This window comes from Streptococcus sp. CCH8-H5, assembly GCF_001556505.1.
Taxonomy (GTDB): Bacteria; Bacillota; Bacilli; order Lactobacillales; family Streptococcaceae; genus Streptococcus.
Window position 1 is genome coordinate 84,257 of sequence record NZ_LSIZ01000107.1, and the last position, 22,869, is coordinate 107,125.

Sequence of the window (22,869 nt, forward strand, 5' to 3'; positions counted from 1 at the left end):
ATTATATCAAGATTGACAACTCGTGTCAATACTTTTTTGAAAGTTTTTTAGTAACTTTCTCTTGTCTCTTTCGAAACAACTATTATATAATACCATTTATTGTTTGCTGACGTCAATACTTTTTTGACTTTTTTTAAAATTTTTAGCAAAAACTATCTATCATATCTCTTGTCAAAGGTTAAGCTAAACTCTTATTCAGCCTATCTAATTTCTCTCTAAGGGGAGCTAAGTAAACTTCTTCTCCAAAACCACGCGATTTTAAGCCATCCTCAGCACAAGACAATAACGATTCTGTCAAAGGTAAAATCATTTTGAGGTCTGTAGCAGAAATATCTTTTTTCGAAAATAAACGACGAATTCTAGGGTAATCATAGTCAAATGCTTCAAAAAAAGGTGAGTCATTCAAAATATTTTCTAGATTTACCAAATTGACTAAAAGACCAAGGTGAAAGGCTGCTGGCGCAAAGGTTGATGAGAAAGGTTGGGTACATACACTACGAAACTCAATAGTCCCTCGTGTCGTTAAATCTTGGAATTGATAAGAACGATGAGTCTTAAAATCTTCCTCACTTGGTTCAATAGTGACCACTTGGCCACGAATAGAGTGTGCTTTGATAGATGGCATACTTAGATAGTCTTTAGCACGTATTGGTTCAAAATAGTAGGTTTCGTCACCACGCTTAGCAGTAAAAATGGCTGTCTCAGACAAGTAAGAAAAATAGTCATCTTCATTCTTAAATACCTTAGGAAATACTCCTGCATTTTCCTCAAACACACCATGCATGGAATTCTCCCAGAAAACATCACGGGAAAGCGCTAAATCCCAATCAGAATCCCAAAACTCAGAGTTTGCCAATAATACTGCCTTGGGTCCCTCTATTTGGTTAAAAGCATTTAAGACTCTTAAATAGGATGTTTTTGAAACATCTAATTGTACCTGACTCCCACAGATGAAAGAAGCATATTCTGGATAATCATGAAAGAAAGGATCGTTCTTTGCTTTAGATAGCTCGAGAAAATCCATAAGCATTTCATAACGAGGAGATTTAACAGGTCTGTTGTCATTTTTTGCCCAGTTTGGATTCACTCCCCAACCTTGCAACTCATGATTATGATTCTGAAGATAGGATTGGATTATACTGAGGTAAGTATCCAGACGTTCCTCAACCTCAGAAATTCTCTCAGCCTTTGCAAAAGCAAACTCGATCGTATTGTACGAAACTTCAAAAAGAATCATGTCTCCAGAAGCTTTATCGATAAGCTGAATAGGATTATTATCAGAATCATACTTATCAGCTTGAAAATCAAAATTATCCAAGAGATAGACTAGTAACTGTTTTGTAAGAGAGACATCTGTAGCATTACCACTCAAATTAACAACTGGGTATTCCAACTCAATCCCCACAAATAATTCGGGTTGCTCCTTAATTGGCTCATAGTACCTTTGCTTAAGCAGTTTCTTGGCTGTTGTCAAAATAATGTCCCCCTTTTTAAAATAAGCTTATTCCATTATATCAAAATATTCAGACGATTTATAGACAAAAAAACGCCTGCTTACGAAAAATAACCGTATTACCTTTCGTAAACAAGCGTTACATGCTTATTTATTCCCATTTTTATGATGAGTGTTCCCGCTAGGCGTATGCCCAGCGGTAGACCAGAGCTAGACTAAGAAAAGCTAAGCTATTCCATCATCATAACACTCAACAAAATTGATAAAAATTAAACAAGTTCGATGATTGCCATTGGGGCAGCATCGCCACGACGTGGTTCTGTTTTAAGGATACGAGTGTATCCACCGTTACGTTCAGCATAACGAGGTGCGATTTCTGAGAAAAGTTTTTGAAGAGCAGTTGTTGATGTATATTTATCAGTTGCTTCATCATAGCTTTCAGATGCAATTTCGTTACGTACAAATGCAGCTGCTTGACGACGTGCGTGCAAATCACCACGTTTACCAAGAGTGATCATTTTTTCAACTGTTTTACGGATTTCTTTAGCACGTGCTTCAGTTGTAACGATTGCTTCGTTAATGATAAGATCTGTAGTCAAATCACGAAGAACCGCTTTACGTTGTGAGCTTGTGCGTCCAAGTTTACGGTAAGCCATGTTATCCTCCTATATTATTATTTATCGTTTTTGAGTCCAAGTCCAAGATCAGCCAACTTAACTTTGACTTCTTCAAGAGATTTACGACCTAGGTTACGGACTTTCATCATTTCAGGCTCAGTTTTTTCTGTCAAATCATGAACGGTATTAATACCGGCACGTTTCAAACAGTTATATGAGCGTACAGACAAATCAAGTTCTTCGATGGTACGGTCAAGCACCTTTTCATCGTTCACTTTTTCAGTTTCTTTCATTACATCAGTAGCTTTAGCAACATCAGTAAGGTCAGTAAACAAGTTCAAGTGTTCAATCAAAACGCGAGCCGAGAGACCGAGGGCATCTTCAGGGATGATTGTTCCGTTTGTCATGATTTCGATTGTCAATTTATCAAAACCATCATTGCTACCTACACGGGCAGGTTCAACTTGATAATTGACTTTTTTCACTGGTGTGTAGATTGAATCTACAGCCAATGTTCCCACTGGTGCATCGTCTTTCTTGTTTTCATCTGCTGGAACATAACCACGGTTTGTAGCTACTGTCATAGTCGCTTTCAAAGAAGCGCCGTCAGCGATAGTGAAAAGATAATGATCAGGGTTAACAATTTCAATGTCGCTATCAGTCAAGATGTCTCCAGCAGTAACTTCAGCTGGACCTTGGACATCAAGTTCAATTGTCTTTTCGTCTTCGACGTAAGATTTTACAGCAAGTCCTTTAATATTAAGGATGATTTGCATCACGTCTTCACGGACGCCTGGTACGGTATCAAATTCGTGGAGTACTCCATCAATCTTAATTGATGTTACGGCAGCACCTGGAAGTGATGACAAAAGTACACGACGAAGAGAGTTACCCAAAGTTGTACCATAACCACGTTCTAGTGGTTCGATGACAAATTTGCCGTAATCTTTATTTTCATCAATTTTTGTTATTATTGGTTTTTCAAACTCAATCATTTATTATACTCCCTCGAAACGAACCTTGTGTACTATTGTTATTAAAGATTACACACGACGACGTTTTGGAGGACGACAACCATTATGTGGTACAGGTGTTACATCACGGATTGCTGTTACTTCAAGACCTGCAGCAGCAAGAGCACGGATAGCAGACTCACGACCTGAACCAGGACCTTTAACAGTTACTTCAACTGTTTTAAGACCATGTTCTTGTGCAGATTTAGCAGCAGCTTCTGAAGCCATTTGTGCAGCAAATGGTGTAGATTTACGAGAACCTTTGAAACCAAGAGCACCAGCTGATGACCATGCTACAGCGTTACCATGCACATCTGTAATCATAACAATAGTGTTATTGAAAGTAGCGTGAATGTGAGCAATACCAGATTCGATATTCTTTTTCACACGACGTTTACGTGTTGGTTTAGCCAATGTTTTTACCTCCTATTTTATTTTAGTTATTTTTTCTTACCTGCAATCGCAACAGCTTTACCTTTACGAGTGCGGGCATTGTTTTTAGTGTTTTGTCCACGGACAGGAAGTCCACGACGGTGACGGATACCACGGTATGAACCGATTTCCATCAAACGTTTGATGTTAAGGTTAACTTCACGACGAAGGTCACCTTCAACTTTGATTGCATCCACTTCGCGACGGATAGCGTCTTCTTGATCGTTTGTCAAATCTTTAACGCGGATGTCTTCAGAAACGCCTGCAGCAGCCAAGATTTTCTTAGATGTTGCAAGTCCGATACCGTATACGTAAGTAAGTGAAATTACTACACGTTTATCGTTTGGAATGTCAACTCCAGCAATACGAGCCATGATTTCTCCTTTCTATATTATCCTTGACGTTGTTTGTGTTTTGGATTTGTTGGACAAATTACCATAACACGACCGTTACGACGAATAACTTTACAGTATTCGCAAATTGGTTTAACCGATGGTCTTACCTTCATGTTTTAATCCCTCCAATTATTTCGATTATTTAAAGCGGTATGTGATGCGTCCACGTGTCAAATCATAAGGACTCATTTCAACAGTCACACGGTCACCGACCAAAATACGAATGTAGTTTTTACGGATTTTACCAGAAACTGTCGCCAAAATTTGGTGTCCATTTTCCAATTCAACAGTAAACATAGCATTAGGCATAGTTTCTACAACTTTACCTTCAATTTCAATCACGTCTTCTTTTGCCACGCAAAAGTACCCCCTAAAATTTCGATTTGATTTCCTCTGAGCACAGAGGTAACAATTATAAGTCAGACTAAAGTATTATAACATGCTTAAGCCTGATACGCAAGTAAGATTATATAATTATTTAATTGCTGCAATCGCTTTTTTAACATCAGCGAATACATCATCGATATCTTGGTTACCTTGAATATCTGATACAAGACCAAGCTCACGATAATGTGCAATAATTGGCTCACCTTGAGCAATGTTTACGTCAAGACGACGTTTAACAGTTTCAGGTTTGTCATCTTCACGTTGGAAGAATTCATGTTCGCCACAAACATCACATGTTCCTTCAACCTTAGTTGGGTTGAATACTTTATGATATGTTGCACCACATGAGCGACAAATGAAACGACCTGAAAGACGTTCAACCAAACTCTCTGGATTAACTTCAATATTGATTACACCGTCAAGTTTAATACCAAGTGCTTTCAATGTTTCATCCAATGCATGAGCTTGCTCAATAGTACGTGGATAACCATCTAGCAAGAAACCTTTTTCAGCAATATCAGATTCAGCCAAACGCTCTTTAACGATTCCATTTGTCACTTCATCTGGTACCAATTCACCTTTATCGATGAATGATTTTGCCAAAGTTCCCATTTCTGTTTGGTTAGCCATAGCAGCACGGAACATATCACCAGTTGAGATGTGAGCTACACCAAATTCTTCAACAATTTTTGCAGCTTGAGTCCCTTTACCAGCACCTGGTAGACCCATAATTAAAAGATTCATCTTACGAACTCCTTATTTTTGTTTTCAAATAACTCTATCAAAGTTTAAAAACATTGGTAGAGTTATCAAAAAACAAAAGAGAAGGGACAGAAAGTAACCTTTCTTTCCCTCTCAATTGTTCATGAGAAGACTTAGTCTTCAAGATTCATAAATCCAACGTACTGACGTTTCAATAGGTAACCTTCGAGTTGTTTCATACCTTCGATACCAGTTGAAATCAAGATCAAAAGAGATGTACCACCAAGCGCGATTGAGCTTGTAAGGTGCATAAACTGTTGAGCCGCAATTGGAGCCAATGAAATAAACGCGAGAAATACAGCCCCGATTGTTGCCAATCTCTTAAGCAATGAAGACATGTACTTTTCAGTCTCACGACCTGGACGAACACTAGGAATGTAAGACCCATTCTTTTGAAGATTTTCTGCAGTTTTTTCAGGATTTACTTGGACAAATGTGTAGAAGAATGAGAACAAGATAATCAATATCGCGTAAGTGATCATTCCACTAGGTGTATTATACGAGAGTAGTCCTTGTAAGTGTGATAACCATGTAACCTTCGAGAAGAATGGAAGAATAGTACTAGGAATTGTTGTAATCGAGCTAGCAAAGATAACGGGAATAACACCAGCTGGATTAACTTTCAATGGAAGGTAAGAACTCGTTGGAGCCCCTTGAACCAATTTAGTATATTGAATTGGAATTTGATATTCTGCCTGTTGAACAAATGTCGTAAAGAAGACAATCGCCAAACCTACCACAATTAGCAAAGCAACTATGATATATGAACGAGTCAATTCTCCTGAACGAACGTTGACAAAGAAATCCTCGTAAATTGTTGAGAACATTTTTGGAATAGAAGCAATAATCCCTGAAAAGATAATCATTGACACACCATTACCAAAACCTTTATCTGTGATTTGTTCACCAAGCCATGTCACAATTATGCTACCAGCAGTTAGAATTGTCCCAATCAATAGGTAGGTTGAAACATTTGGTGTTTTAACCAATGAAATTGATGAGAGAGTATTAAAACTTGCTGTAATACCAATCGATTGAACAAAGGCTAAAACAAGAGTGATGTAGCGAGTCGCTTGGTTCAATTTACGACGACCAACTTCCCCTTGTTTGCCCCACTCCACAAATTTTGGATAGATATCCATCTGCAAAAGTTGGACAATGATTGATGCTGTAATGTAAGGACTAACCCCCATCGAGAAGATAGAGAAGTTATTCATGGCATTACCAGACACCAAGTTAAGCATGTTCAAGAAAGGTAAATCACTTAATTGTTTCAAACTTTCCGCATTGATACCAGGAACTGTTACATGAGTCCCTACACGAAAAACGAAAATAATGAAGATTGTAAATAAAATCTTATTACGAACGTTTTTGACTTTCAATGCGTCTTTTAATAGTTTAAAGAACATAATGAGTTACCCCTCATTAGATGACTTCGATTGAACCACCTTTAGCAGTGATAGCTGCTTCAGCAGATTTTGAGAATTTAGCTGCTTTAACAGTCAATTTCTTAGTCAATTCGCCGTTACCAAGAACTTTAACGCCTGATTTTTCAGCACGAACGATTCCAGCTTCTTTAAGAACTGCTGGAGTTACTTCTGTACCATCTTCAAAGACGTTCAATTGATCAAGGTTTACAAGTGCGTATTCTTTAGCGTTGATGTTAGTGAATCCGCGTTTTGGAAGACGACGGAACAATGGAGTTTGTCCACCTTCAAATCCTGGACGTACGCCACCACCGCTACGAGCTTTTTGACCTTTTTGACCACGGCCTGAAGTTTTACCGTTACCAGATGAAGTACCACGACCTACACGGTTGCGGACTTTACGAGAACCTTCAGCAGGTTTCAATTCATGAAGTTTCATTATTATTTTCTCCTCTTTTTGTAAAATGCTAGCGCCTCTAACCAAGTAAGGTAGCTTGATTAGAAACTCGCCTATACATGAAATTCAGTTTAAGTCGCAAGGTAACCCTCACGACTTAAATCAATTTTTATTTAACGTCTTCTACAGTTACCAAGTGAGATACTGCGTTGACCATACCACGGATAGCAGTGTTGTCTTCTTTAACAACTGAGCTATTCAATTTACCAAGTCCAAGAGCAACAACTGTTTTACGTTGTTCTGGTTTGCGTCCGATTGGAGACTTAGTCAAAGTAATTTTAATTTGAGCCATTGTTATCTCCTTTCTTATGCCAAGTCAGATACTGAGATGCCACGAAGAGCCGCAACTTCTTCAGCACGTTTAAGTTGTTTCAATCCTTCAACAGTCGCACGAACGATGTTGATTGGAGTGTTTGAACCGAGTGATTTAGATGTTACATCAGCAACACCAGCCAATTCGATGACGGCACGAACTGCACCACCAGCGGCAACCCCAGCCCCTTCAACAGCTGGTTTCAACAATACTTTCGCTCCACCAAATTCTGAACGAACTTCGTGAGGAATAGTTGTACCAACCATAGGAACTTCGATAAGGTTTTTCTTAGCTGCTTCAACTGCTTTACGGATAGCTTCTGGAACCTCTTGAGATTTACCAGTACCAAATCCTACGCGACCATTACGGTCACCAACAACAACAAGAGCAGCAAAACGCATGTTGCGTCCACCTTTTACAACTTTAGTAACACGGTTGATAGCAACTACGCGTTCTTCAAGTTCTACTGCATTATCTTTAAATGCCATTATTAAGTGTCCTCCCTATTAGAATTTCAATCCGTTTTCACGAGCTGAGTCAGCCAAAGCTTTAACACGTCCGTGATAGAGATATCCACCGCGGTCAAACACCACTTCAGAAATACCTTTAGCTACTGCGCGTTCAGCAACAAGTTTACCGACAACAACGGCTTGTTCTGTTTTAGTTCCTTTAGAAACTTCTTTATCAAGAGTTGATGCACTTGCGAGCGTTACACCCGCTACGTCATCAATAACTTGAGCGTAGATGCCTGTATTAGAACGGAAAATGTTCAAACGTGGGCGATCAGCAGTTCCAGAGAGTTTTCCGCGAACGCGACGGTGGCGTTTTTGGCGGAGTTTGTTTTTATCTGGTTTCGAAATCACAATTTTCACCTCTTAATTATAATGCTAGCTCATGAGAGCTTTTGGTAAAGAGACAATCCACAAAGAATTGCCATAAGGATAAAATCCTATTATTTACCAGTTTTACCTTCTTTACGACGTACGTATTCACCAACGTAACGGATACCTTTACCTTTGTAAGGTTCTGGTGAACGAAGGCTACGGATGTAAGCTGCTGTCTGACCAACAACTTCTTTGTTAATACCACTTACAACGATTGAAGTTGCAGATGGTACTTCAAAAGTAATACCTTCTGGAGCTTCAACTTCGTCTTGGTGAGATTTACCAACTGAAAGAACAAGTTTTGTTCCTTGGAGTTGCGCACGATATCCGACACCGCGCATTTCAAGTTCTTTTTTGAAACCTTCAGAAACACCAACAACCATGTTGTTCAAGTTTGCACGTGAAGTACCGTGGATTGTTTTGTTTTCTTTTGAGTCGTTCGGACGGTGAAGTGTAACTTCATTGCCTTCAACTTTGATTTCAATGTTTTTGTTAAACTCACGAGTGAGTTCGCCTTTAGGTCCTTTAACAGTAACAACGTTATCGTTGTTTGTTACTTCAACACCAGCAGGCAAAGTAATAACTTTATTACCAATACGTGACATAGTATTTAATTCTCCTGTTAGATTATCAAGCCACAAAGTGACTAGTTTTCACGGGGATGAGTTTCATAGAATATAATCAACGAAACTCGCACAAATCATTTGAGATAAGTGCTTAGTATCAACTTCTTACCAAACGTAAGCGATAACTTCTCCACCAACGTTCTTTTGACGAGCTTCTTTATCAGTCAAAAGACCTTCTGAAGTAGAGATGATCGCGATTCCAAGTCCGTTAAGAACTTTAGGAACATCTTCACGTTTAGAGTAAACACGAAGACCTGGTTTAGAAATACGTTTCAAGTTAGTGATAACACGTTCACCGTTTTGTCCGTATTTCAAGAATACGCGGATGATACCTTGTTTGTCATCTTCGATAACTTCAACATTTTTTACGAAACCTTCACGTTTAAGGATTTCAGCGATACCTTTTTTAATGTTTGATGCAGGTACTTCAAGTACTTCGTGCTTAGCTTGGTTAGCGTTACGAATACGTGTCAAGAAATCTGCAATTGGGTCAGTCATAACCATTTTAAATTTTCTCCTCTTACTAGTAGTTTGAATAATTCACTTGCTAGTTAATGATTGAGCTAGGCTCAGATTGTGTTAAATACATTCAAATTAGGTGAAACTAACTTAAATGTACCATGTTTTTTACCAAGAAGCTTTGGTAACACCTGGAATTTGACCTTTGTAAGCCAATTCACGGAAGCAAACACGGCAAAGTTTAAATTTGCGATAAACTGAGTGTGGACGTCCACAACGTTCGCAACGAGTGTAAGCTTGCGTAGAGAACTTCGCAGGGCGTTTGTTCTTAGCAATCATTGATTTTTTAGCCAATTTATTTACCTCCTAGATTATTTTGCAAAAGGCATTCCAAGGCCTTTAAGCAATTCACGACCTTCTTCGTCAGTGTTAGCAGTAGTTACGATAACGATATCCATACCACGTACTTTATCAACATCGTCGAAGTTGATTTCTGGGAAGATAAGTTGTTCTTTAACACCAAGTGTGTAGTTACCACGTCCATCAAATGATTTAGTTGGAACACCATGGAAGTCACGAACACGTGGAAGTGATACTGATACCAATTTATCCAAGAATTCGTACATGCGTTCACCACGAAGGGTAACTTTAGCACCGATCGCTACACCTTCACGAAGACGGAAGCCAGCGATTGATTTCTTAGCTTTAGTAATCAATGGTTTTTGACCTGAAATAAGTGCTAACTCAGCAGCAGCTTTTTCAAGAGTTTTAGCGTTGTTTACAGCTTCACCAACACCCATGTTGATAACGATTTTATCAACTTTTGGCACAGCCATAACTGAAGAATAGTTAAATTTTTCAGTCAAAGCTGGAATTACTTCGTTAGTGTATTTTTCTTTAAGACGGTTAGCCATTTAATACTTTCTCCTTTCCTTCGTGATTAGTCAAGCACTTCGCCTGATTTTTTGTTGTAACGAACTTTTTTGCCGTCAACAACTTTGTAACCTACACGTCCAGCTACACCGTTCTTGTCAAGGACTTGAACGTTTGAAGCGTGGATTGGTGCTTCTTTTTCCACGATAGCACCTTGAGGGTTTTCAGCTGATGGTTTTTGGTGTTTTTTGATGATTGCAACACCTTCAACAACAACTTTGTTTACTTTTGGAAGAGCTTTAAGAACTACTGCTTCAGTTCCTTTGTCTTTACCAGCAATAACGCGAACTTTATCGCCTTTTTTTACAAACATTTGAGTATTTCTCCTATTATTTCTTACGCCCTAATGGGCACCCTGAATATATCAGGGGACTAAGTTTGTGTTAATTCAGATTAAAGTACTTCTGGCGCCAAAGATACGATACGCATGTATCCACCTTCACGCAATTCACGTGCAACAGGGCCAAAGATACGAGTTCCACGAGGAGTTTTGTCATCGCGGATGATTACTGCAGCGTTGTCATCAAACTTGATGTATGAACCGTCTGGACGGCGAGCACCAGTTTTTGTACGAACGATAACAGCTTTAACAACATCACCTTTTTTAACAGCTCCACCTGGTGTAGCTTGTTTAACAGTTGCAACGATAACGTCGCCGATGTTAGCGAATTTACGTCCTGAACCACCAAGAACCTTGATAGTCAAGATTTCACGAGCACCGCTATTATCAGCAACTTTTAAGCGACTTTCTTGTTGAATCATTTCAATTGTCTCCTTTTAGTTTTATTAGATAATAACAGCTTCTTCCACAACTTCTACAAGACGGAAGCGTTTTGTAGCTGAAAGTGGGCGAGTTTCCATGATACGAACGATATCGCCTTCTTTAGCAACGTTGTTTTCATCATGTGCTTTGTATTTTTTAGAATAGTTGATACGTTTACCATAGACTGGGTGGTTACGTTTAGTTTCAACTACAACTGTGATTGTTTTATCCATCTTGTCAGATACTACGCGTCCAACAAGGGTTTTACGTTGATTACGTTCCATTATTAGAATTGCTCCTTTCCCAATCTATTATTTGATTTCAGATTGCACAGTTTTAACACGTGCAATTTGTTTTTTCACTTCGTTCAAACGGGCAGTTTGATCAAGTTGACCTGCTGCAGCTTGGAAACGAAGGTCGAAAAGTTCTTTCTTAAGTTCGTTTTCTTTTTTAGCAAGCTCTTCTTGAGACAAGCCACGAAGCTCAGCAACAAACTTTTTGATTTCTTCAAGTTTCATGTCTTCTCCTTATTCTGCTTCACGTTTCACGAATTTACATTTAACTGGCAATTTGTGGCTAGCAAGACGAAGCGCTTCACGTGCAACTTCTTCAGAAACACCTGCGATTTCGAACATTACTTTACCACGTTTAACTGGTGCTACCCAACCTTCAGGTGCCCCTTTACCAGAACCCATACGTACACCGATAGCTTTAGCAGTGTATGATTTGTGTGGGAAGATCTTGATCCAAACCTTACCACCACGTTTCATGTAACGAGTCATGGCAATACGAGCAGCCTCGATTTGACGGTTTGTGATCCAGTGGCTAGTTGTAGCTTGAAGACCGTATTCACCGAATGATACTTCTTTACCACCTTTAGCCTCACCGCGCATTTTTCCACGGAATTCACGACGGTGTTTAACACGTTTAGGTACTAACATTTGTTATTTGCCTCCTTTAGTGTTTTTACGAGCTGGAAGAACTTCTCCACGGTAGATCCAAACTTTAACACCAAGTTTACCGTAAGTTGTGTCAGCTTCTTCCCAAGCGTAATCGATATCAGCACGAAGTGTGTGAAGTGGAACTGTACCTTCAGAGTATCCTTCTGCACGGGCAATATCTGCACCGTTCAAACGACCTGATACTTGAGTTTTGATTCCTTTAGCTCCAGCACGCATTGCACGTTGGATAGCTTGTTTTTGTGCACGACGGAAAGCAACACGTTGCTCAAGTTGGCGAGCAATTGTTTCACCAACAAGGTGAGCGTCCAAATCAGGTTTCTTGATTTCAACGATGTTGATGTGTACTTGTTTTCCAGTCAATTTGTTAAGTTGAGCGCGAAGAGCGTCAACGTTTGATCCACCTTTACCGATAACCATACCTGGTTTTGCAGTGTGAAGTGAAACAATAACTTTGTTTACAGCACGTTCGATTTCAATAGTTGAAACTGAAGCGTCTGCAAGTTCTTTTTGAATGAATTTGCGGATTGCCAAATCTTCGTGAAGGTAATCTGCGTATTCTTTTTCAGCATACCATTTCGCATCCCAGTCACGGATGATCCCGACACGCATACCAATTGGATGTACTTTTTGACCCACGAGTTTACCTCCTTATTTTTCTGACACAACTACTGTTACGTGAGTTGTGCGTTTGTTGATTGGTGAAGCTGAACCTTTCGCACGTGGACGGAAACGTTTCATTGTTGGTCCTTCGTTTGCGAATGTTTCAGATACTACCAAGTTAGCTTTTTCCAAACCAAAGTTGTTTTCTGCGTTAGCGATAGCAGAGTTAAGAGTTTTCTCAACAATGCGAGCTGCTTTGTTTGGAGTGAATTTCAAGATTGCGATTGCATCAGCAACGTTCTTACCACGGATAAGATCAAGAACAAGACGTGTTTTACGAGGTGAAACACGCACTGTACGAGCCATTGCTTTAGCTGAAGTAATTTCTGCCATTGTGTCCTCCTCCTATTAACGACGTGTTTTCTTATCGTCAGCTGCGTGACCTTTGTAAGTACGAGTTGGTGCAAATTCACCAAGTTTGTGACCTACCATGTCTTCTTGGATGTAAACAGGAACGTGTTTACGTCCATCATAAACTGCGATAGTGTATCCGATGAAACTTGGGAAAATCGTTGAACGACGTGACCAAGTTTTAATTACTTTTTTCTTTTCGTCATTTGCTTGAGCTTCAACTTTTTTCATCAAATGCTCATCGACGAAAGGTCCTTTTTTAAGACTACGTCCCATTTTGTAGTTTTCTCCTTTAAATTGAATGTACCACAGCGGCTTGCACTAAGAAATGCTACCGAGTTGGCGGATGTTATGTGCTAAGCGACTAAATTATTTTTCGTTACGACGACGAACGATAAGTTTGTCAGATTTAGCTTTCTTGTTACGAGTTTTAAGACCAAGCGCAGGTTTACCCCATGGAGTAGATGGCGCTTTACGTCCAACTGGTGCTTTACCTTCACCACCACCGTGTGGGTGATCGTTAGGGTTCATTACAGAACCACGAACTGTTGGGCGAATACCTTTCCAGCGATTACGGCCGGCTTTACCAAGGTTGATAAGTGATTGTTGTTCGTTACCTACAGTACCGATAGTTGCACGACATGTACCAAGAACCATACGAACTTCACCTGATTGAAGACGAACAAGTACGTATTTACCTTCTTGACCCAAAACTTGAGCAGAAGCACCAGCGGCACGGATAAGTTCAGCACCTTTACCTGGTTGAAGCTCGATGTTGTGGATAACTGTACCAACTGGGATGTTTGCAAGTGGAAGAGCGTTACCAATCTTGATATCCGCATCTGGACCTGAAACGATACGTTGACCTACTTCAAGACCTTTAGGTGCGATGATGTAAGCTTTAACCCCGTCAGTGTAGTGTACAAGAGCGATGTTTGCAGTACGGTTTGGATCATACTCAATTGTTTTAACAACTGCTTCAACGCCATCTTTGTTACGTTTGAAGTCAATCAAACGGTAGTGACGTTTGTGTCCGCCACCTTGGTGACGTACAGTGATACGACCGTTGTTGTTACGACCAGCTTTGTTCTTAAGAGAAACAAGCAATGATTTTTCAGGAGTGCTTGTAGTGATTTCTGCGAAATCCAAAGAAGTCATGTTACGACGGCCATTTGTCGTTGGTTTATAAACTTTAATACCCACGTTAATTTCTCCTTTGATTATTCAGCTTCAGCTGCAAACAACTCGATTGCTTTAGAATCAGCTGTAAGAGTGATGATAGCTTTTTTAGTTTTTGAAGTGAAACCAGTGTAACGTCCAACACGTTTTTGTTTTGGTTTAACAGTTACAGTGTTCACGCTAGCAACTTTAACACCTTCAAATGCAGCTTCAACTGCTTGTTTGATCAAGAGTTTGTGTGCACGTGTATCAACTTCGAAAGTGTATTTTCCTGCTTCAAGAGCAATCATAGATTTCTCAGTGATAACAGGTTTTTTGATTACGTCATACAAATTCATTATGCAAGAACCTCCTCGATTGATGAGATAGCTTCTTTAGTAACAAGAAGTTTATCTGCGTTTACGATGTCAAGTACGCTTGCAGTTGCAGGAGTTGCAACAGTTACGTTTGCAAGGTTACGTGCTGAAAGTTCAGCGAATTTGTTTCCTTCTTCAACGATAACAAGTACTTTAGAATCGATGCTAAGAGCTGAAAGAACGTTTGCGAATTCAGCAGTTTTTGGAGCTGCAAATGAAAGAGCTTCAACTGCTACAAATTTATCTTCTGCAACTTTAGCTGAGTAAACAGATTTCAATGCAAGGCGACGAACTTTTTGTGGAAGTTTGTATCCGTAAGAACGTGGAGTTGGTCCGAAGACAACACCACCACCACGCCATTGTGGTGAGCGGATAGAACCTTGACGAGCACGTCCAGTCCCTTTTTGACGCCATGGTTTACGTCCACCACCTGATACTGCTGAACGGTTTTTAACCGCGTGAGTACCTTGGCGAAGGCTAGCACGTTGGCTGATTACGACATCAAATACTACTGATTCGTTTGGTTCGATACCGAAGATAGCGTCGTTAAGTTCAACTGTGCTAACTTCTTTACCAGTTTGGTCAAATAGTTTTACGTTTGCCATTTTTAACTGATTTCTCCTTTCTTATTATTTAGCAGCTTTAACTGCTGATTTGATAGTGATAAGAGATTTCTTAGCACCTGGTACGTTACCTTTGATAAGGATAACGTTTTTCTCTGGGATAACTTGTACAACTTCAAGATTTTGAATTGTCACACGGTTGCCACCCATACGTCCTGCCAAGTGTTTGTTTTTGAAAACACGGTTAGGCGCAACAGGTCCCATTGAACCTGGACGACGGTGATAACGAGAACCGTGAGCCATAGGTCCGCGTGATTGACCGTGGCGTTTGATAACACCTTGGAAACCTTTACCTTTTGAAGTACCAGTTACGTCAACAACATCTCCAGCTTCGAATGTGTCAACAGTGATTTCTGATCCAACTTCCAAGCCTTCAATGTTTTTGAATTCACGAATGAAGCGCTTAGGAGCTGTGTTAGCTTTCGCTACGTGGCCTTTGGCAGGTTTGTTGCTCAATACTTCGCGTTTGTCGTCAAAACCAACTTGAACTGCTTCGTAACCGTCTGTTTCAACAGTTTTAACTTGAAGCACAACGTTTGGAGTAGCTTCGATGACAGTAACAGGGATAAATTCACCTGCTTCAGTGAAGATTTGAGTCATTCCCACTTTTTTCCCTAAGATTCCTTTTGTCATGAGAAAATATTTCCTTTACTTTATTGTTTTTTCAAAAAGTTTTTTATGAGCGTTTTTTATGCTCAAAAAAGTTTTTAACGAGCGTTTTTTATGCTCATTGAATCAAACTTTAAATTAAAGTTTGATTTCTACGTTCACACCACTTGGAAGATCAAGTTTCATCAAAGCGTCAACTGTTTTTTGAGTTGGGTTGATGATGTCGATAAGACGTTTATGTGTACGCATTTCAAATTGTTCGCGAGAATCTTTATATTTGTGAGTCGCACGAATAATTGTGTAGAGACTACGTTCAGTTGGAAGTGGAACTGGTCCAGCAACTGTCGCACCTGTGCGAGTTGCAGTTTCTACGATTTTTTCAGCCGCTGTATCAAGCGTACGGTGTTCGTAAGCTTTCAAACGGATACGAATTTTTTTGTTTGCCATTTTTTCTCCTCTTTCGTCTATTTAAGATAATAGGCTAGCTCCTCAAGAAAACCAACACGGATTGCGTGGCAGTGCAACCAGGCGTGTCGCAACCTCTTGTATCATAGCTAAGCGCTGTATTTACAGCACCATAATATAATAACAAAAGAACCCACTCATTGCAAGGGATTTTTTAAGTTTTTTTCTTTTTTCTTTATTTTCTTTTTGACTAAACAAAAAAATCCACCTTCGATGGATTTTTTATCAACTTTCTTTAGTGTAGTCGTACCCCATGTGTTCATAGGCTTTAACCGTTGCAACACGTCCTGTTCGTGTTCGCATAATAAATCCTTTTTGAATTAGATAGGGTTCATACATATCTTCTACCGTTTCTCGCTCTTCAGCAATATTAACTGACAAGGTCCCTAGACCAACCGGTCCCCCACCATACATCTCAATCATGGTTCGGAGAATTTTTTGGTCGACATAATCTAGTCCTTCATGGTCCACATCCAACATAGTCAACGCCTTGTCTGCAATCTTATCATCAATGATGCCATCACCCATAATTTGTGCATAGTCTCTCACACGCTTAAGTAGGCGGTTAGCAATACGTGGCGTTCCACGACTACGACGTGCTAACTCTAGGGCAGCCTCAGGTGTTATAGTCATATCAAAGATTTCTGAAGTGCGTTCTATAATTTCCTTCAAATCTGGTAACTCATAATATTCCATATGACCATTAATCCCAAAACGAGCCCTCAATGGATTTGACAACATACCTGCTCGTGTGGTTGCACCCACTAAAGTGAACGGTGGTAACTCTAGGTGAACACTACGACTTGTTTCACCTGCACCAATCATGATATCGATGTAGTAATCTTCCATAGCACTATAAAGTACTTCTTCCACTGCCATAGGTATTCGATGAATCTCATCAATAAATAAGATATCACCTGGCTCCAAGTCATTGAGTATGGCAACCAAATCTCCAGCCTTCTCAATTGCTGGACCAGACGTCTGCTTTAAATTGACGCCCATCTCATTAGCTATCACAAAAGCCATGGTCGTTTTCCCTAAACCTGGAGGACCAAACAAAAGAGTATGATCCAATGCTTCATCACGAAGTTTAGCTGCCTCTATAAAAATCTTTAATTGGTCCTTAACCTTATCTTGACCAATATATTCCTTAAAGTACTGAGGACGAAGGGTACGCTCAACATACTCTTCATCTCCTAGTAAATCATTATCTAATATTCTTGCCATAGGCTTATTTTAGCACAAAACAAAAAATGCAGTCAAAATTTGTCCATAAAAAAGAAGACAAGACTTGCCTTCTCTTTTGATTATTTCTTACCACCCTTAACTGGTGCCTTATCAGCTTTCTCTATAGCTTCTTTAATTGTCTTAGTATAGAGTTTAGCACCACGGTTAATAGAGTCGCTATCAGATCCAAAGTGAACCCCATCTGTACCATTCCAGATAGAAATATTTTCTTTAGCCACTTGATACCAGTCAGCAACCGTCACAAAGTCGTATTTCTTAGCCATCTCTAACTCATACTTACGTAACTGAATCAAAGATTGGGCCTCATTACCAGATTTACTACCATTATATGGTGTCACAAAGATAATATGGTGACCCTTAGGTAAATTCTTGATGATTTTATTAATAACGCCTTTATAGTCGTCAATCTCATTAACACCACCAGCAATGACAACATCCTTAGCAAGAGCATTACTATCCGCGTAATCTTTAAGCAAATCATTGATTGTTGATAGGTTACGACTGACAACTGCATCTATAGCGACATTATCAATACTTGATTCCAGCTGATCTTTTGATCTAAGAGCTACGGAGTCCCCTAAAACTGTCACTCCCTTATTCACACCAAATGAAGTAGCCTGACTGTTTTCCGCATTGGTACGCGTTAATTTCATCTTAGTCTGAGCTTGCGACAAACCATTAGCTTCTAAATCTTTCTCGAAGTTTCCTACAGCTGGCGCAAAGAGAGAAATAAGCACTGTAATTAAAGTAAGACCACTAAAAACATAAAGCACAATATGTCGGTACGGCGTCAAGTCTAAATCTATTCCAAAGAGACTGGCCTTTCTTCCTGCAATAAATGGCTCTATTATATAGTAGGAAAGTGTTGCGAAAACAATTGACAGAATCGTTGTCAGAATGACTGCAATAATATTATTGGTCAATTGACTAAAGATAATATATAGTGGCCAGTGAAAAAGATAGACACTATAGCTAATCTCTGCCAAATAACTAATAAGAGCAGGCTCTGATTTTCCAGGCAATTTCTCATGAAGGACACGGGCAGAGTAAATCATAACAGCCGTGAACAAACTAGCTAAAACAAAACCAAATAGATAGGTAATGCGTTCCTCAAAATGGAGAACTAAGCCCAACAATACGAGCAAGGCAAAACTTCCTACCATATAAAGGACTGTCTTTTTCAGAGTCCAAAGGCGTATATTTTTCTTGAACCTAGCGGTCGTTTCATACACACCTGAAAGTGTCGCAAAAAGCGAACCTAGGAAAAACGGATAGGCATGCGTAATTGACGAGAAATATAAGCGAGAAAAACTATCAACAAAGAAAGCACTAATAAACATTGATAGGAAACTCACCATAAAGCAGGCAAGAGATACCATAAAGACTAGGCTTCTAAATTTATTTTGATGTTTAACACGCTTAGCTAAGAACCAAAGCAAGGCACCCCAAAGAATATAATAGTGAACCTCAATAGCCAGACTCCATGTATGGAGGTAAATATGCTGGTTAAACTGGTTCTCATAATTTCCCCCGGTCAAAATCTCATAATAGTTAGTTACAAAACCGATAACAGAGGTGATTTGACGTCCAATACCTGCAATAAAATCATTTCGAACCAAGAGTGCCAAAGGGGTGCAGATAAGAACCATCAACACAAGTGGTGGTACTATCCGGTAGAAGCGTCGTCGCATAAAACCAAGGTAATCAATGCGATGCGTCCTAGATACCTCATCAATCAAAAGTGCTGTAATCAAATACCCTGAGAAGGTAAAGAAGACATCAACACCGATGAAGCCCCCAGGAAGAATACTTGGGAAGAAATGATAAATCAGAACCAAAAGAAGTCCTGTCACACGAATATAAGAAAACCAGTTAATTCTCATCCTTTAAAAATCCCCTGTTTAAATTTTCCTTTGTAGGTAACCTTATTTTCAGTAGTCAATTTTCCTTGACCATCGGCTTGACCAGACTTGAACTCTCCTTGATAAATCCAACCCTCATGAGATTTGAAGGTTCCTTGACCATTAAAGGAACCATTCTTAAATTCTCCCGTATAGGTATCACCATTATCATAGGTCAAAGTTCCTTGACCATTCAATCGATGGTTCTGCATCTGACCTTTATAGGCAATCTTAGTCCCATCAATCTTGATAGAATGTTGCGTTTTTATAGTCACCAAAAACAAGGACAGGGCGCATAAAATAATAACCCCTACTGTAATACGCTCAAATTGATTTCGGTCAATATCAATATTTTTAAAATCAAAATCCTTTAGTTGTTTAAAATTCATTGTCTATCCTTAATCCACTGTAACCAGTCTCGACAACCTGCAGTTACCAATTTGTATGTTTCTTCAAAGTCACCTGTATACCATGGGTCCGGAACTCCACCAGGTCTGAAAAGCTTGATTTTATCGTCATAACGCCCTGCAGATATCTGTAGAAGATCCTCAACATTTGACTCATCCATTCCCACAACTAAATCAAAGAACTCAAAATCGGCCTGACTAATCTGTTGTGAGCCCTTGTAAGAGTCAAAAGAAATAGCATATTTCCTTAAAATCTTTTGGGTTCCTTGATGAACTGGATTTCCATGCTCCCATGAAGATGTCGCGCGACTTTCGATATGCAAAGACTTTTCTTGGTCCAGCTCTTTCATCACAAATTCTGCCATTGGGCTACGACAAATATTCCCCAGACAAACAAATACAATCTTCTTCATTATTCACCTCTTGCCCAAAACTATTAAGAGATATGCTCACTTATTTTCTTCGTCAAAATTATGAACACACTTTTAAATCATGAAAGTAGGTTCTCATTAATTTTCATTTAATCAATCCATATTATACCGAAAAACTAATCAAATAGAAAGGTTTCTTTCCTAATCATATCGAAAAATTAGTAACCTTTTTTAACAGTTGCAACATTCATATTAATCTATATGTTTAAGGCGTGAGAAAAGAGAACCTAGTTTCCTAGATTCTCCTTTTGTTGGCTTTAGATATTTGACCAAACACTTTCAAGGATGTTTGTTTGTTCACGTCCTGGTCCTACAGAGAAAGTAGAGATACGTACACCTACCAATTCACCAACACGACGAACATAATTACGAGCATTTTCAGGAAGCTCATCTAAACTACGACAACCTGTGATGTCTTCTTCCCAACCTGGCAATTCTTCATAGATTGGTTTACAACGTTTCAGTTGCTCAAGACTAGCTGGGTAGTGATCAATACGCTCACCATCAAGGTCATAAGCTACACAAATTTTTACAGTGTCAAGACCTGAGAGAACATCGATACAGTTCAAGCTGAGGTTTGTGATGCCTGATACACGACGACTATGGCGCATCACCACTGAGTCAAACCATCCTACACGACGTGGACGTCCTGTTGTTGTTCCATATTCATGACCAACTTCACGGATGCGTTCACCAACTTCATCAAATAACTCAGTTGGGAAAGGACCATCACCAACACGACTCGTATAGGCCTTACATACACCGACTACCTTATTAATTTTAGATGGACCAACACCAGAACCGATTGTAACACCACCCGCAACTGGGTTTGATGACGTTACAAATGGGTAAGTACCTTGGTCAATATCAAGCATAACCCCTTGAGCTCCTTCAAAGAGGACACGTTTACCTGCATCAAGAGCGTCATTCAAGATAACGGATGTATCTGTGACATATTGCTTAATTTGTTGTCCGTAAGCGTAGTATTCTTCAAAAATCTCATCGAATGATAATTCTTCAGCTTCATACATCTTACTGAAAAGACGGTTTTTCTCAGCTAAGTTCGTTTTCAAACGATCAGCAAAGATTTCTTTGTCCAAAAGGTCTGCAATACGAATACCTACACGCGCAGCCTTATCCATATAGGCAGGCCCAATACCTTTGTTAGTTGTACCAATCTTATTATCACCTTTAGCAGCTTCTTGCAGTTGATCAAGTTTAATATGGTACGGCAAGATAACGTGCGCACGGTCAGAAATACGAAGGCTCTCTGTTGACACACCTTCGGCATGAAGATATTCCAACTCTTTGACAAGTGATTTAGGATTGACCACTACACCGTTCCCGATAACAGAGATTTTCTCTGGGAAGAAAATACCTGATGGAATCAAGTGCAATTTAAATTTCTTACCATCGATAACAATCGTGTGACCTGCATTGTCTCCACCTTGATAACGTGCGATCACTTCGGCATCTTGACTTAGGAAATCTGTAATTTTCCCTTTACCTTCATCACCCCACTGGGTGCCCACAACAACTACTGATGTCATATTATTTTGATAACGGACAGCTCCACCTTTACGAGGCTGTCCCCACCTTTCTTGAAAAACTTCACGGTGGGAATTTCACCCACAAGTTTCGCGTTACAGTTTATTATAGCAGAAAAAAGGCTATTTGTTCAACGTTGAAAGCGCTTCTTACAAAATATTCTGACAGTTATAGCTAAGATTGCAACTCGTTATTTACGATCTCTTTTTTATCCTTACATCTTATATAGAACTACCAGCTATTTTATGACCAAATAATTCTACTAGCTATTTAACCTGCTTCATATAATGATTTAACTGCCTTTGATTCTTTAAAATAATTGTCTTATCAGAATAATTTTTAACAACTACATTATATTGCTCGACATATTTTTTAGAACGTCCGTCTAATAAAATCCATTTCACAAATGCAAAATCAAATTTTTCATTACAGTCTTCTGCCATGCTAGGACGTGTCTTTCCCCTATATGTTAAATAGCGCCTAAATGCCCGATAGAGACAATTAACTCTGTTAAAGTTGAAATAGACAATACAGTCAGCTTCCCTCATCCGTTCTTCATAAAGACAGGCCGAGTAATTCCCTTCAATAATCCAATCACGTTGTAGCATAAATGTTGATATATCGTCAGTCATTTCATCAACTGTTCGCTCTTGCCAATTTGATGTGAAATGAATTTTATCTAAATGAAGAACCTCACAATTGTAGTGTTGACCTAAAAAGTTTGCCAAAGTAGACTTTCCAGAGCCGCTATAGCCAATGATTGCAATTTTCAACACAGGTCTCCTTTTTCAATTCTGTTTCCTGACTAATATCATAACACAAAGCATATATCTTAGAAGGAATTATCATTTGGAACAACTCTCGTTTGGACAAACAAGCACGTAAAGTTCTGTTTAAAGTGAGTTCTTTCTTAGAAAAATAAAAAAAGAGACCTACAATCAAGTCTCTTTTCGATATTAAACTGCCCCCTACATGGATTTGTAAGAACTTTTCATATTGAAAATAAACAAAAATGTTGAAATATAGCTGATTTTAGGGAAATACTTTTAGGTATTTTCAATGTCAGGATTTAAAAATGGGGCAAAAGCGGGGCAAAAACGAATGACTCGTATTTTGTTTGAAAACCTATAATACCTAATGATTATGCTATTCTAGATATATAGTTTTGTTATAAATAAATGTCAGTGCGAGATCAAATTGGAGAATAA

36 protein-coding genes are annotated in these 22,869 nt (G+C 39.2%); all 36 read right to left on the reverse strand.

The window, feature by feature from the left end; all coding sequences use genetic code 11:
- Positions 1 to 178: 178 nt before the first annotated feature.
- Positions 179 to 1,474 carry a hypothetical protein gene (locus tag AX663_RS06710; RefSeq protein WP_060973083.1) on the reverse strand — a complete coding sequence of 432 codons (1,296 nt, stop codon included), beginning with the start codon at positions 1,472 to 1,474 and terminating at the stop codon, positions 179 to 181.
- 248 nt (positions 1,475 to 1,722) lie between these two features.
- On the reverse strand, positions 1,723 to 2,109 hold the full coding sequence (rplQ, locus tag AX663_RS06715) for a 50S ribosomal protein L17 (protein WP_002885709.1): 387 nt from the start codon (positions 2,107 to 2,109) through the stop codon (positions 1,723 to 1,725).
- A 17-nt stretch (positions 2,110 to 2,126) separates the two neighbouring features.
- Complete coding sequence (locus AX663_RS06720) at positions 2,127 to 3,065, reverse strand: DNA-directed RNA polymerase subunit alpha (RefSeq protein ID WP_002885793.1); 939 nt, start codon at positions 3,063 to 3,065, stop codon at positions 2,127 to 2,129.
- Between the two features lie 48 nt (positions 3,066 to 3,113).
- Complete coding sequence (gene rpsK, locus AX663_RS06725; protein ID WP_002885718.1) at positions 3,114 to 3,497, reverse strand: 30S ribosomal protein S11; 384 nt, start codon at positions 3,495 to 3,497, stop codon at positions 3,114 to 3,116.
- Positions 3,498 to 3,523: 26 nt separating this feature from the next.
- Positions 3,524 to 3,889 (reverse strand): 30S ribosomal protein S13, encoded by a 366-nt coding sequence (rpsM, locus tag AX663_RS06730; protein WP_002885820.1) that lies wholly within the window; start codon positions 3,887 to 3,889, stop codon positions 3,524 to 3,526.
- A gap of 17 nt (positions 3,890 to 3,906) precedes the next feature.
- Positions 3,907 to 4,023 (reverse strand): 50S ribosomal protein L36, encoded by a 117-nt coding sequence (rpmJ, locus tag AX663_RS10400; RefSeq protein WP_000868345.1) that lies wholly within the window; start codon positions 4,021 to 4,023, stop codon positions 3,907 to 3,909.
- A gap of 25 nt (positions 4,024 to 4,048) precedes the next feature.
- Complete coding sequence (gene infA / locus AX663_RS06735; RefSeq protein ID WP_001040189.1) at positions 4,049 to 4,267, reverse strand: translation initiation factor IF-1; 219 nt, start codon at positions 4,265 to 4,267, stop codon at positions 4,049 to 4,051.
- A 117-nt stretch (positions 4,268 to 4,384) separates the two neighbouring features.
- The gene (locus AX663_RS06740) at positions 4,385 to 5,041 is read right to left on the reverse strand and encodes an adenylate kinase (RefSeq protein WP_002885632.1); all 657 of its coding nucleotides are present in this window, start codon (positions 5,039 to 5,041) and stop codon (positions 4,385 to 4,387) included.
- 131 nt (positions 5,042 to 5,172) lie between these two features.
- The gene (gene secY, locus AX663_RS06745) at positions 5,173 to 6,468 is read right to left on the reverse strand and encodes a preprotein translocase subunit SecY (protein WP_002892081.1); all 1,296 of its coding nucleotides are present in this window, start codon (positions 6,466 to 6,468) and stop codon (positions 5,173 to 5,175) included.
- A 16-nt stretch (positions 6,469 to 6,484) separates the two neighbouring features.
- Positions 6,485 to 6,925, reverse strand: coding sequence for a 50S ribosomal protein L15 (gene rplO, locus AX663_RS06750; protein ID WP_002885849.1), 441 nt, complete (start codon positions 6,923 to 6,925; stop codon positions 6,485 to 6,487).
- A 127-nt stretch (positions 6,926 to 7,052) separates the two neighbouring features.
- Positions 7,053 to 7,235 (reverse strand): 50S ribosomal protein L30, encoded by a 183-nt coding sequence (gene rpmD / locus AX663_RS06755; protein ID WP_060973084.1) that lies wholly within the window; start codon positions 7,233 to 7,235, stop codon positions 7,053 to 7,055.
- A 14-nt stretch (positions 7,236 to 7,249) separates the two neighbouring features.
- The gene (rpsE, locus tag AX663_RS06760) at positions 7,250 to 7,744 is read right to left on the reverse strand and encodes a 30S ribosomal protein S5 (protein ID WP_002885626.1); all 495 of its coding nucleotides are present in this window, start codon (positions 7,742 to 7,744) and stop codon (positions 7,250 to 7,252) included.
- 18 nt (positions 7,745 to 7,762) lie between these two features.
- A complete protein-coding gene (gene rplR, locus AX663_RS06765; protein WP_002885810.1) occupies positions 7,763 to 8,119 on the reverse strand; it encodes a 50S ribosomal protein L18 in 357 nt (118 codons plus the stop codon).
- Between the two features lie 89 nt (positions 8,120 to 8,208).
- A complete protein-coding gene (gene rplF / locus AX663_RS06770; RefSeq protein ID WP_002887056.1) occupies positions 8,209 to 8,745 on the reverse strand; it encodes a 50S ribosomal protein L6 in 537 nt (178 codons plus the stop codon).
- Positions 8,746 to 8,871: 126 nt separating this feature from the next.
- Entirely contained in the window at positions 8,872 to 9,270 is a 399-nt protein-coding gene (gene rpsH, locus AX663_RS06775; RefSeq protein ID WP_002885642.1) for a 30S ribosomal protein S8, read from the reverse strand.
- A 123-nt stretch (positions 9,271 to 9,393) separates the two neighbouring features.
- Positions 9,394 to 9,579, reverse strand: a complete 186-nt coding sequence (locus tag AX663_RS06780) for a type Z 30S ribosomal protein S14 (protein ID WP_001085699.1) — start codon at positions 9,577 to 9,579, stop codon at positions 9,394 to 9,396.
- A 17-nt stretch (positions 9,580 to 9,596) separates the two neighbouring features.
- Entirely contained in the window at positions 9,597 to 10,139 is a 543-nt protein-coding gene (gene rplE / locus AX663_RS06785; RefSeq protein ID WP_002887058.1) for a 50S ribosomal protein L5, read from the reverse strand.
- A 26-nt stretch (positions 10,140 to 10,165) separates the two neighbouring features.
- Positions 10,166 to 10,471, reverse strand: a complete 306-nt coding sequence (rplX, locus tag AX663_RS06790) for a 50S ribosomal protein L24 (RefSeq protein ID WP_002885874.1) — start codon at positions 10,469 to 10,471, stop codon at positions 10,166 to 10,168.
- Between the two features lie 80 nt (positions 10,472 to 10,551).
- A complete protein-coding gene (rplN, locus tag AX663_RS06795; protein ID WP_002885711.1) occupies positions 10,552 to 10,920 on the reverse strand; it encodes a 50S ribosomal protein L14 in 369 nt (122 codons plus the stop codon).
- Positions 10,921 to 10,944: 24 nt separating this feature from the next.
- A complete protein-coding gene (gene rpsQ, locus AX663_RS06800) occupies positions 10,945 to 11,205 on the reverse strand; it encodes a 30S ribosomal protein S17 (protein WP_002885836.1) in 261 nt (86 codons plus the stop codon).
- A gap of 27 nt (positions 11,206 to 11,232) precedes the next feature.
- Positions 11,233 to 11,439, reverse strand: coding sequence for a 50S ribosomal protein L29 (rpmC, locus tag AX663_RS06805; protein WP_002885754.1), 207 nt, complete (start codon positions 11,437 to 11,439; stop codon positions 11,233 to 11,235).
- A gap of 9 nt (positions 11,440 to 11,448) precedes the next feature.
- Complete coding sequence (rplP, locus tag AX663_RS06810) at positions 11,449 to 11,862, reverse strand: 50S ribosomal protein L16 (protein WP_000960950.1); 414 nt, start codon at positions 11,860 to 11,862, stop codon at positions 11,449 to 11,451.
- A 3-nt stretch (positions 11,863 to 11,865) separates the two neighbouring features.
- Entirely contained in the window at positions 11,866 to 12,519 is a 654-nt protein-coding gene (gene rpsC, locus AX663_RS06815) for a 30S ribosomal protein S3 (RefSeq protein ID WP_002885727.1), read from the reverse strand.
- 12 nt (positions 12,520 to 12,531) lie between these two features.
- Entirely contained in the window at positions 12,532 to 12,876 is a 345-nt protein-coding gene (rplV, locus tag AX663_RS06820; protein ID WP_002887063.1) for a 50S ribosomal protein L22, read from the reverse strand.
- 15 nt (positions 12,877 to 12,891) lie between these two features.
- A complete protein-coding gene (gene rpsS / locus AX663_RS06825; RefSeq protein ID WP_000533765.1) occupies positions 12,892 to 13,170 on the reverse strand; it encodes a 30S ribosomal protein S19 in 279 nt (92 codons plus the stop codon).
- 93 nt (positions 13,171 to 13,263) lie between these two features.
- Positions 13,264 to 14,097 (reverse strand): 50S ribosomal protein L2, encoded by an 834-nt coding sequence (gene rplB, locus AX663_RS06830; RefSeq protein ID WP_002887065.1) that lies wholly within the window; start codon positions 14,095 to 14,097, stop codon positions 13,264 to 13,266.
- A 17-nt stretch (positions 14,098 to 14,114) separates the two neighbouring features.
- Positions 14,115 to 14,411, reverse strand: a complete 297-nt coding sequence (locus tag AX663_RS06835; RefSeq protein WP_002887066.1) for a 50S ribosomal protein L23 — start codon at positions 14,409 to 14,411, stop codon at positions 14,115 to 14,117.
- The gene (gene rplD, locus AX663_RS06840; RefSeq protein WP_002885795.1) at positions 14,411 to 15,034 is read right to left on the reverse strand and encodes a 50S ribosomal protein L4; all 624 of its coding nucleotides are present in this window, start codon (positions 15,032 to 15,034) and stop codon (positions 14,411 to 14,413) included. The genes AX663_RS06835 and rplD overlap by 1 nt, the downstream gene beginning before the upstream one ends.
- A gap of 24 nt (positions 15,035 to 15,058) precedes the next feature.
- Complete coding sequence (gene rplC / locus AX663_RS06845; RefSeq protein ID WP_002885755.1) at positions 15,059 to 15,685, reverse strand: 50S ribosomal protein L3; 627 nt, start codon at positions 15,683 to 15,685, stop codon at positions 15,059 to 15,061.
- A gap of 114 nt (positions 15,686 to 15,799) precedes the next feature.
- The gene (gene rpsJ, locus AX663_RS06850) at positions 15,800 to 16,108 is read right to left on the reverse strand and encodes a 30S ribosomal protein S10 (protein ID WP_002885653.1); all 309 of its coding nucleotides are present in this window, start codon (positions 16,106 to 16,108) and stop codon (positions 15,800 to 15,802) included.
- A gap of 243 nt (positions 16,109 to 16,351) precedes the next feature.
- Complete coding sequence (gene ruvB, locus AX663_RS06855; RefSeq protein ID WP_060973085.1) at positions 16,352 to 17,353, reverse strand: Holliday junction branch migration DNA helicase RuvB; 1,002 nt, start codon at positions 17,351 to 17,353, stop codon at positions 16,352 to 16,354.
- 80 nt (positions 17,354 to 17,433) lie between these two features.
- Complete coding sequence (locus AX663_RS06860) at positions 17,434 to 19,257, reverse strand: acyltransferase family protein (RefSeq protein ID WP_060973086.1); 1,824 nt, start codon at positions 19,255 to 19,257, stop codon at positions 17,434 to 17,436.
- Positions 19,254 to 19,664 (reverse strand): membrane protein, encoded by a 411-nt coding sequence (locus AX663_RS06865; protein ID WP_014635145.1) that lies wholly within the window; start codon positions 19,662 to 19,664, stop codon positions 19,254 to 19,256. Before AX663_RS06865 ends, AX663_RS06860 begins: the two co-directional genes overlap by 4 nt.
- Entirely contained in the window at positions 19,661 to 20,095 is a 435-nt protein-coding gene (locus AX663_RS06870; protein WP_060973087.1) for a low molecular weight protein-tyrosine-phosphatase, read from the reverse strand. Before AX663_RS06870 ends, AX663_RS06865 begins: the two co-directional genes overlap by 4 nt.
- Before the next feature lie 275 nt (positions 20,096 to 20,370).
- Positions 20,371 to 21,663, reverse strand: coding sequence for an adenylosuccinate synthase (locus AX663_RS06875; protein ID WP_014632520.1), 1,293 nt, complete (start codon positions 21,661 to 21,663; stop codon positions 20,371 to 20,373).
- Between the two features lie 264 nt (positions 21,664 to 21,927).
- Positions 21,928 to 22,434 carry a DNA topology modulation protein gene (locus AX663_RS06880; protein WP_002885695.1) on the reverse strand — a complete coding sequence of 169 codons (507 nt, stop codon included), beginning with the start codon at positions 22,432 to 22,434 and terminating at the stop codon, positions 21,928 to 21,930.
- Positions 22,435 to 22,869 lie beyond the last annotated feature (435 nt).

Excerpts from the sequence above, each read along its gene's own strand:
- rplV (WP_002887063.1), bottom strand. The coding sequence starts at position 12,876 with ATGGCAGAAATTACTTCAGCTAAAGCAATGGCTCGTACAGTGCGTGTT.
- AX663_RS06875 (WP_014632520.1), bottom strand. The coding sequence starts at position 21,663 with ATGACATCAGTAGTTGTTGTGGGCACCCAGTGGGGTGATGAAGGTAAA.
- rpsE (WP_002885626.1), bottom strand. The coding sequence starts at position 7,744 with ATGGCATTTAAAGATAATGCAGTAGAACTTGAAGAACGCGTAGTTGCT.
- rpsQ (WP_002885836.1), bottom strand. The coding sequence starts at position 11,205 with ATGGAACGTAATCAACGTAAAACCCTTGTTGGACGCGTAGTATCTGAC.
- rplN (WP_002885711.1), bottom strand. The coding sequence starts at position 10,920 with ATGATTCAACAAGAAAGTCGCTTAAAAGTTGCTGATAATAGCGGTGCT.
- AX663_RS06870 (WP_060973087.1), bottom strand. The coding sequence starts at position 20,095 with ATGAAGAAGATTGTATTTGTTTGTCTGGGGAATATTTGTCGTAGCCCA.
- rplQ (WP_002885709.1), bottom strand. The coding sequence starts at position 2,109 with ATGGCTTACCGTAAACTTGGACGCACAAGCTCACAACGTAAAGCGGTT.
- AX663_RS06835 (WP_002887066.1), bottom strand. The coding sequence starts at position 14,411 with ATGAATTTGTATGACGTAATCAAAAAACCTGTTATCACTGAGAAATCT.
- secY (WP_002892081.1), bottom strand. The coding sequence starts at position 6,468 with ATGTTCTTTAAACTATTAAAAGACGCATTGAAAGTCAAAAACGTTCGT.
- rplF (WP_002887056.1), bottom strand. The coding sequence starts at position 8,745 with ATGTCACGTATTGGTAATAAAGTTATTACTTTGCCTGCTGGTGTTGAA.
- AX663_RS06740 (WP_002885632.1), bottom strand. The coding sequence starts at position 5,041 with ATGAATCTTTTAATTATGGGTCTACCAGGTGCTGGTAAAGGGACTCAA.
- rplE (WP_002887058.1), bottom strand. The coding sequence starts at position 10,139 with ATGGCTAACCGTCTTAAAGAAAAATACACTAACGAAGTAATTCCAGCT.
- rplX (WP_002885874.1), bottom strand. The coding sequence starts at position 10,471 with ATGTTTGTAAAAAAAGGCGATAAAGTTCGCGTTATTGCTGGTAAAGAC.
- rpmD (WP_060973084.1), bottom strand. The coding sequence starts at position 7,235 with ATGGCTCAAATTAAAATTACTTTGACTAAGTCTCCAATCGGACGCAAA.
- AX663_RS06865 (WP_014635145.1), bottom strand. The coding sequence starts at position 19,664 with ATGAATTTTAAACAACTAAAGGATTTTGATTTTAAAAATATTGATATT.
- rpsH (WP_002885642.1), bottom strand. The coding sequence starts at position 9,270 with ATGGTTATGACTGACCCAATTGCAGATTTCTTGACACGTATTCGTAAC.
- ruvB (WP_060973085.1), bottom strand. The coding sequence starts at position 17,353 with ATGGCAAGAATATTAGATAATGATTTACTAGGAGATGAAGAGTATGTT.
- rpmC (WP_002885754.1), bottom strand. The coding sequence starts at position 11,439 with ATGAAACTTGAAGAAATCAAAAAGTTTGTTGCTGAGCTTCGTGGCTTG.
- rplP (WP_000960950.1), bottom strand. The coding sequence starts at position 11,862 with ATGTTAGTACCTAAACGTGTTAAACACCGTCGTGAATTCCGTGGAAAA.
- rplO (WP_002885849.1), bottom strand. The coding sequence starts at position 6,925 with ATGAAACTTCATGAATTGAAACCTGCTGAAGGTTCTCGTAAAGTCCGC.
- rpsM (WP_002885820.1), bottom strand. The coding sequence starts at position 3,889 with ATGGCTCGTATTGCTGGAGTTGACATTCCAAACGATAAACGTGTAGTA.
- rpmJ (WP_000868345.1), bottom strand. The coding sequence starts at position 4,023 with ATGAAGGTAAGACCATCGGTTAAACCAATTTGCGAATACTGTAAAGTT.
- rpsJ (WP_002885653.1), bottom strand. The coding sequence starts at position 16,108 with ATGGCAAACAAAAAAATTCGTATCCGTTTGAAAGCTTACGAACACCGT.
- rpsS (WP_000533765.1), bottom strand. The coding sequence starts at position 13,170 with ATGGGACGTAGTCTTAAAAAAGGACCTTTCGTCGATGAGCATTTGATG.
- rplD (WP_002885795.1), bottom strand. The coding sequence starts at position 15,034 with ATGGCAAACGTAAAACTATTTGACCAAACTGGTAAAGAAGTTAGCACA.
- AX663_RS06720 (WP_002885793.1), bottom strand. The coding sequence starts at position 3,065 with ATGATTGAGTTTGAAAAACCAATAATAACAAAAATTGATGAAAATAAA.
- rplC (WP_002885755.1), bottom strand. The coding sequence starts at position 15,685 with ATGACAAAAGGAATCTTAGGGAAAAAAGTGGGAATGACTCAAATCTTC.
- AX663_RS06860 (WP_060973086.1), bottom strand. The coding sequence starts at position 19,257 with ATGAGAATTAACTGGTTTTCTTATATTCGTGTGACAGGACTTCTTTTG.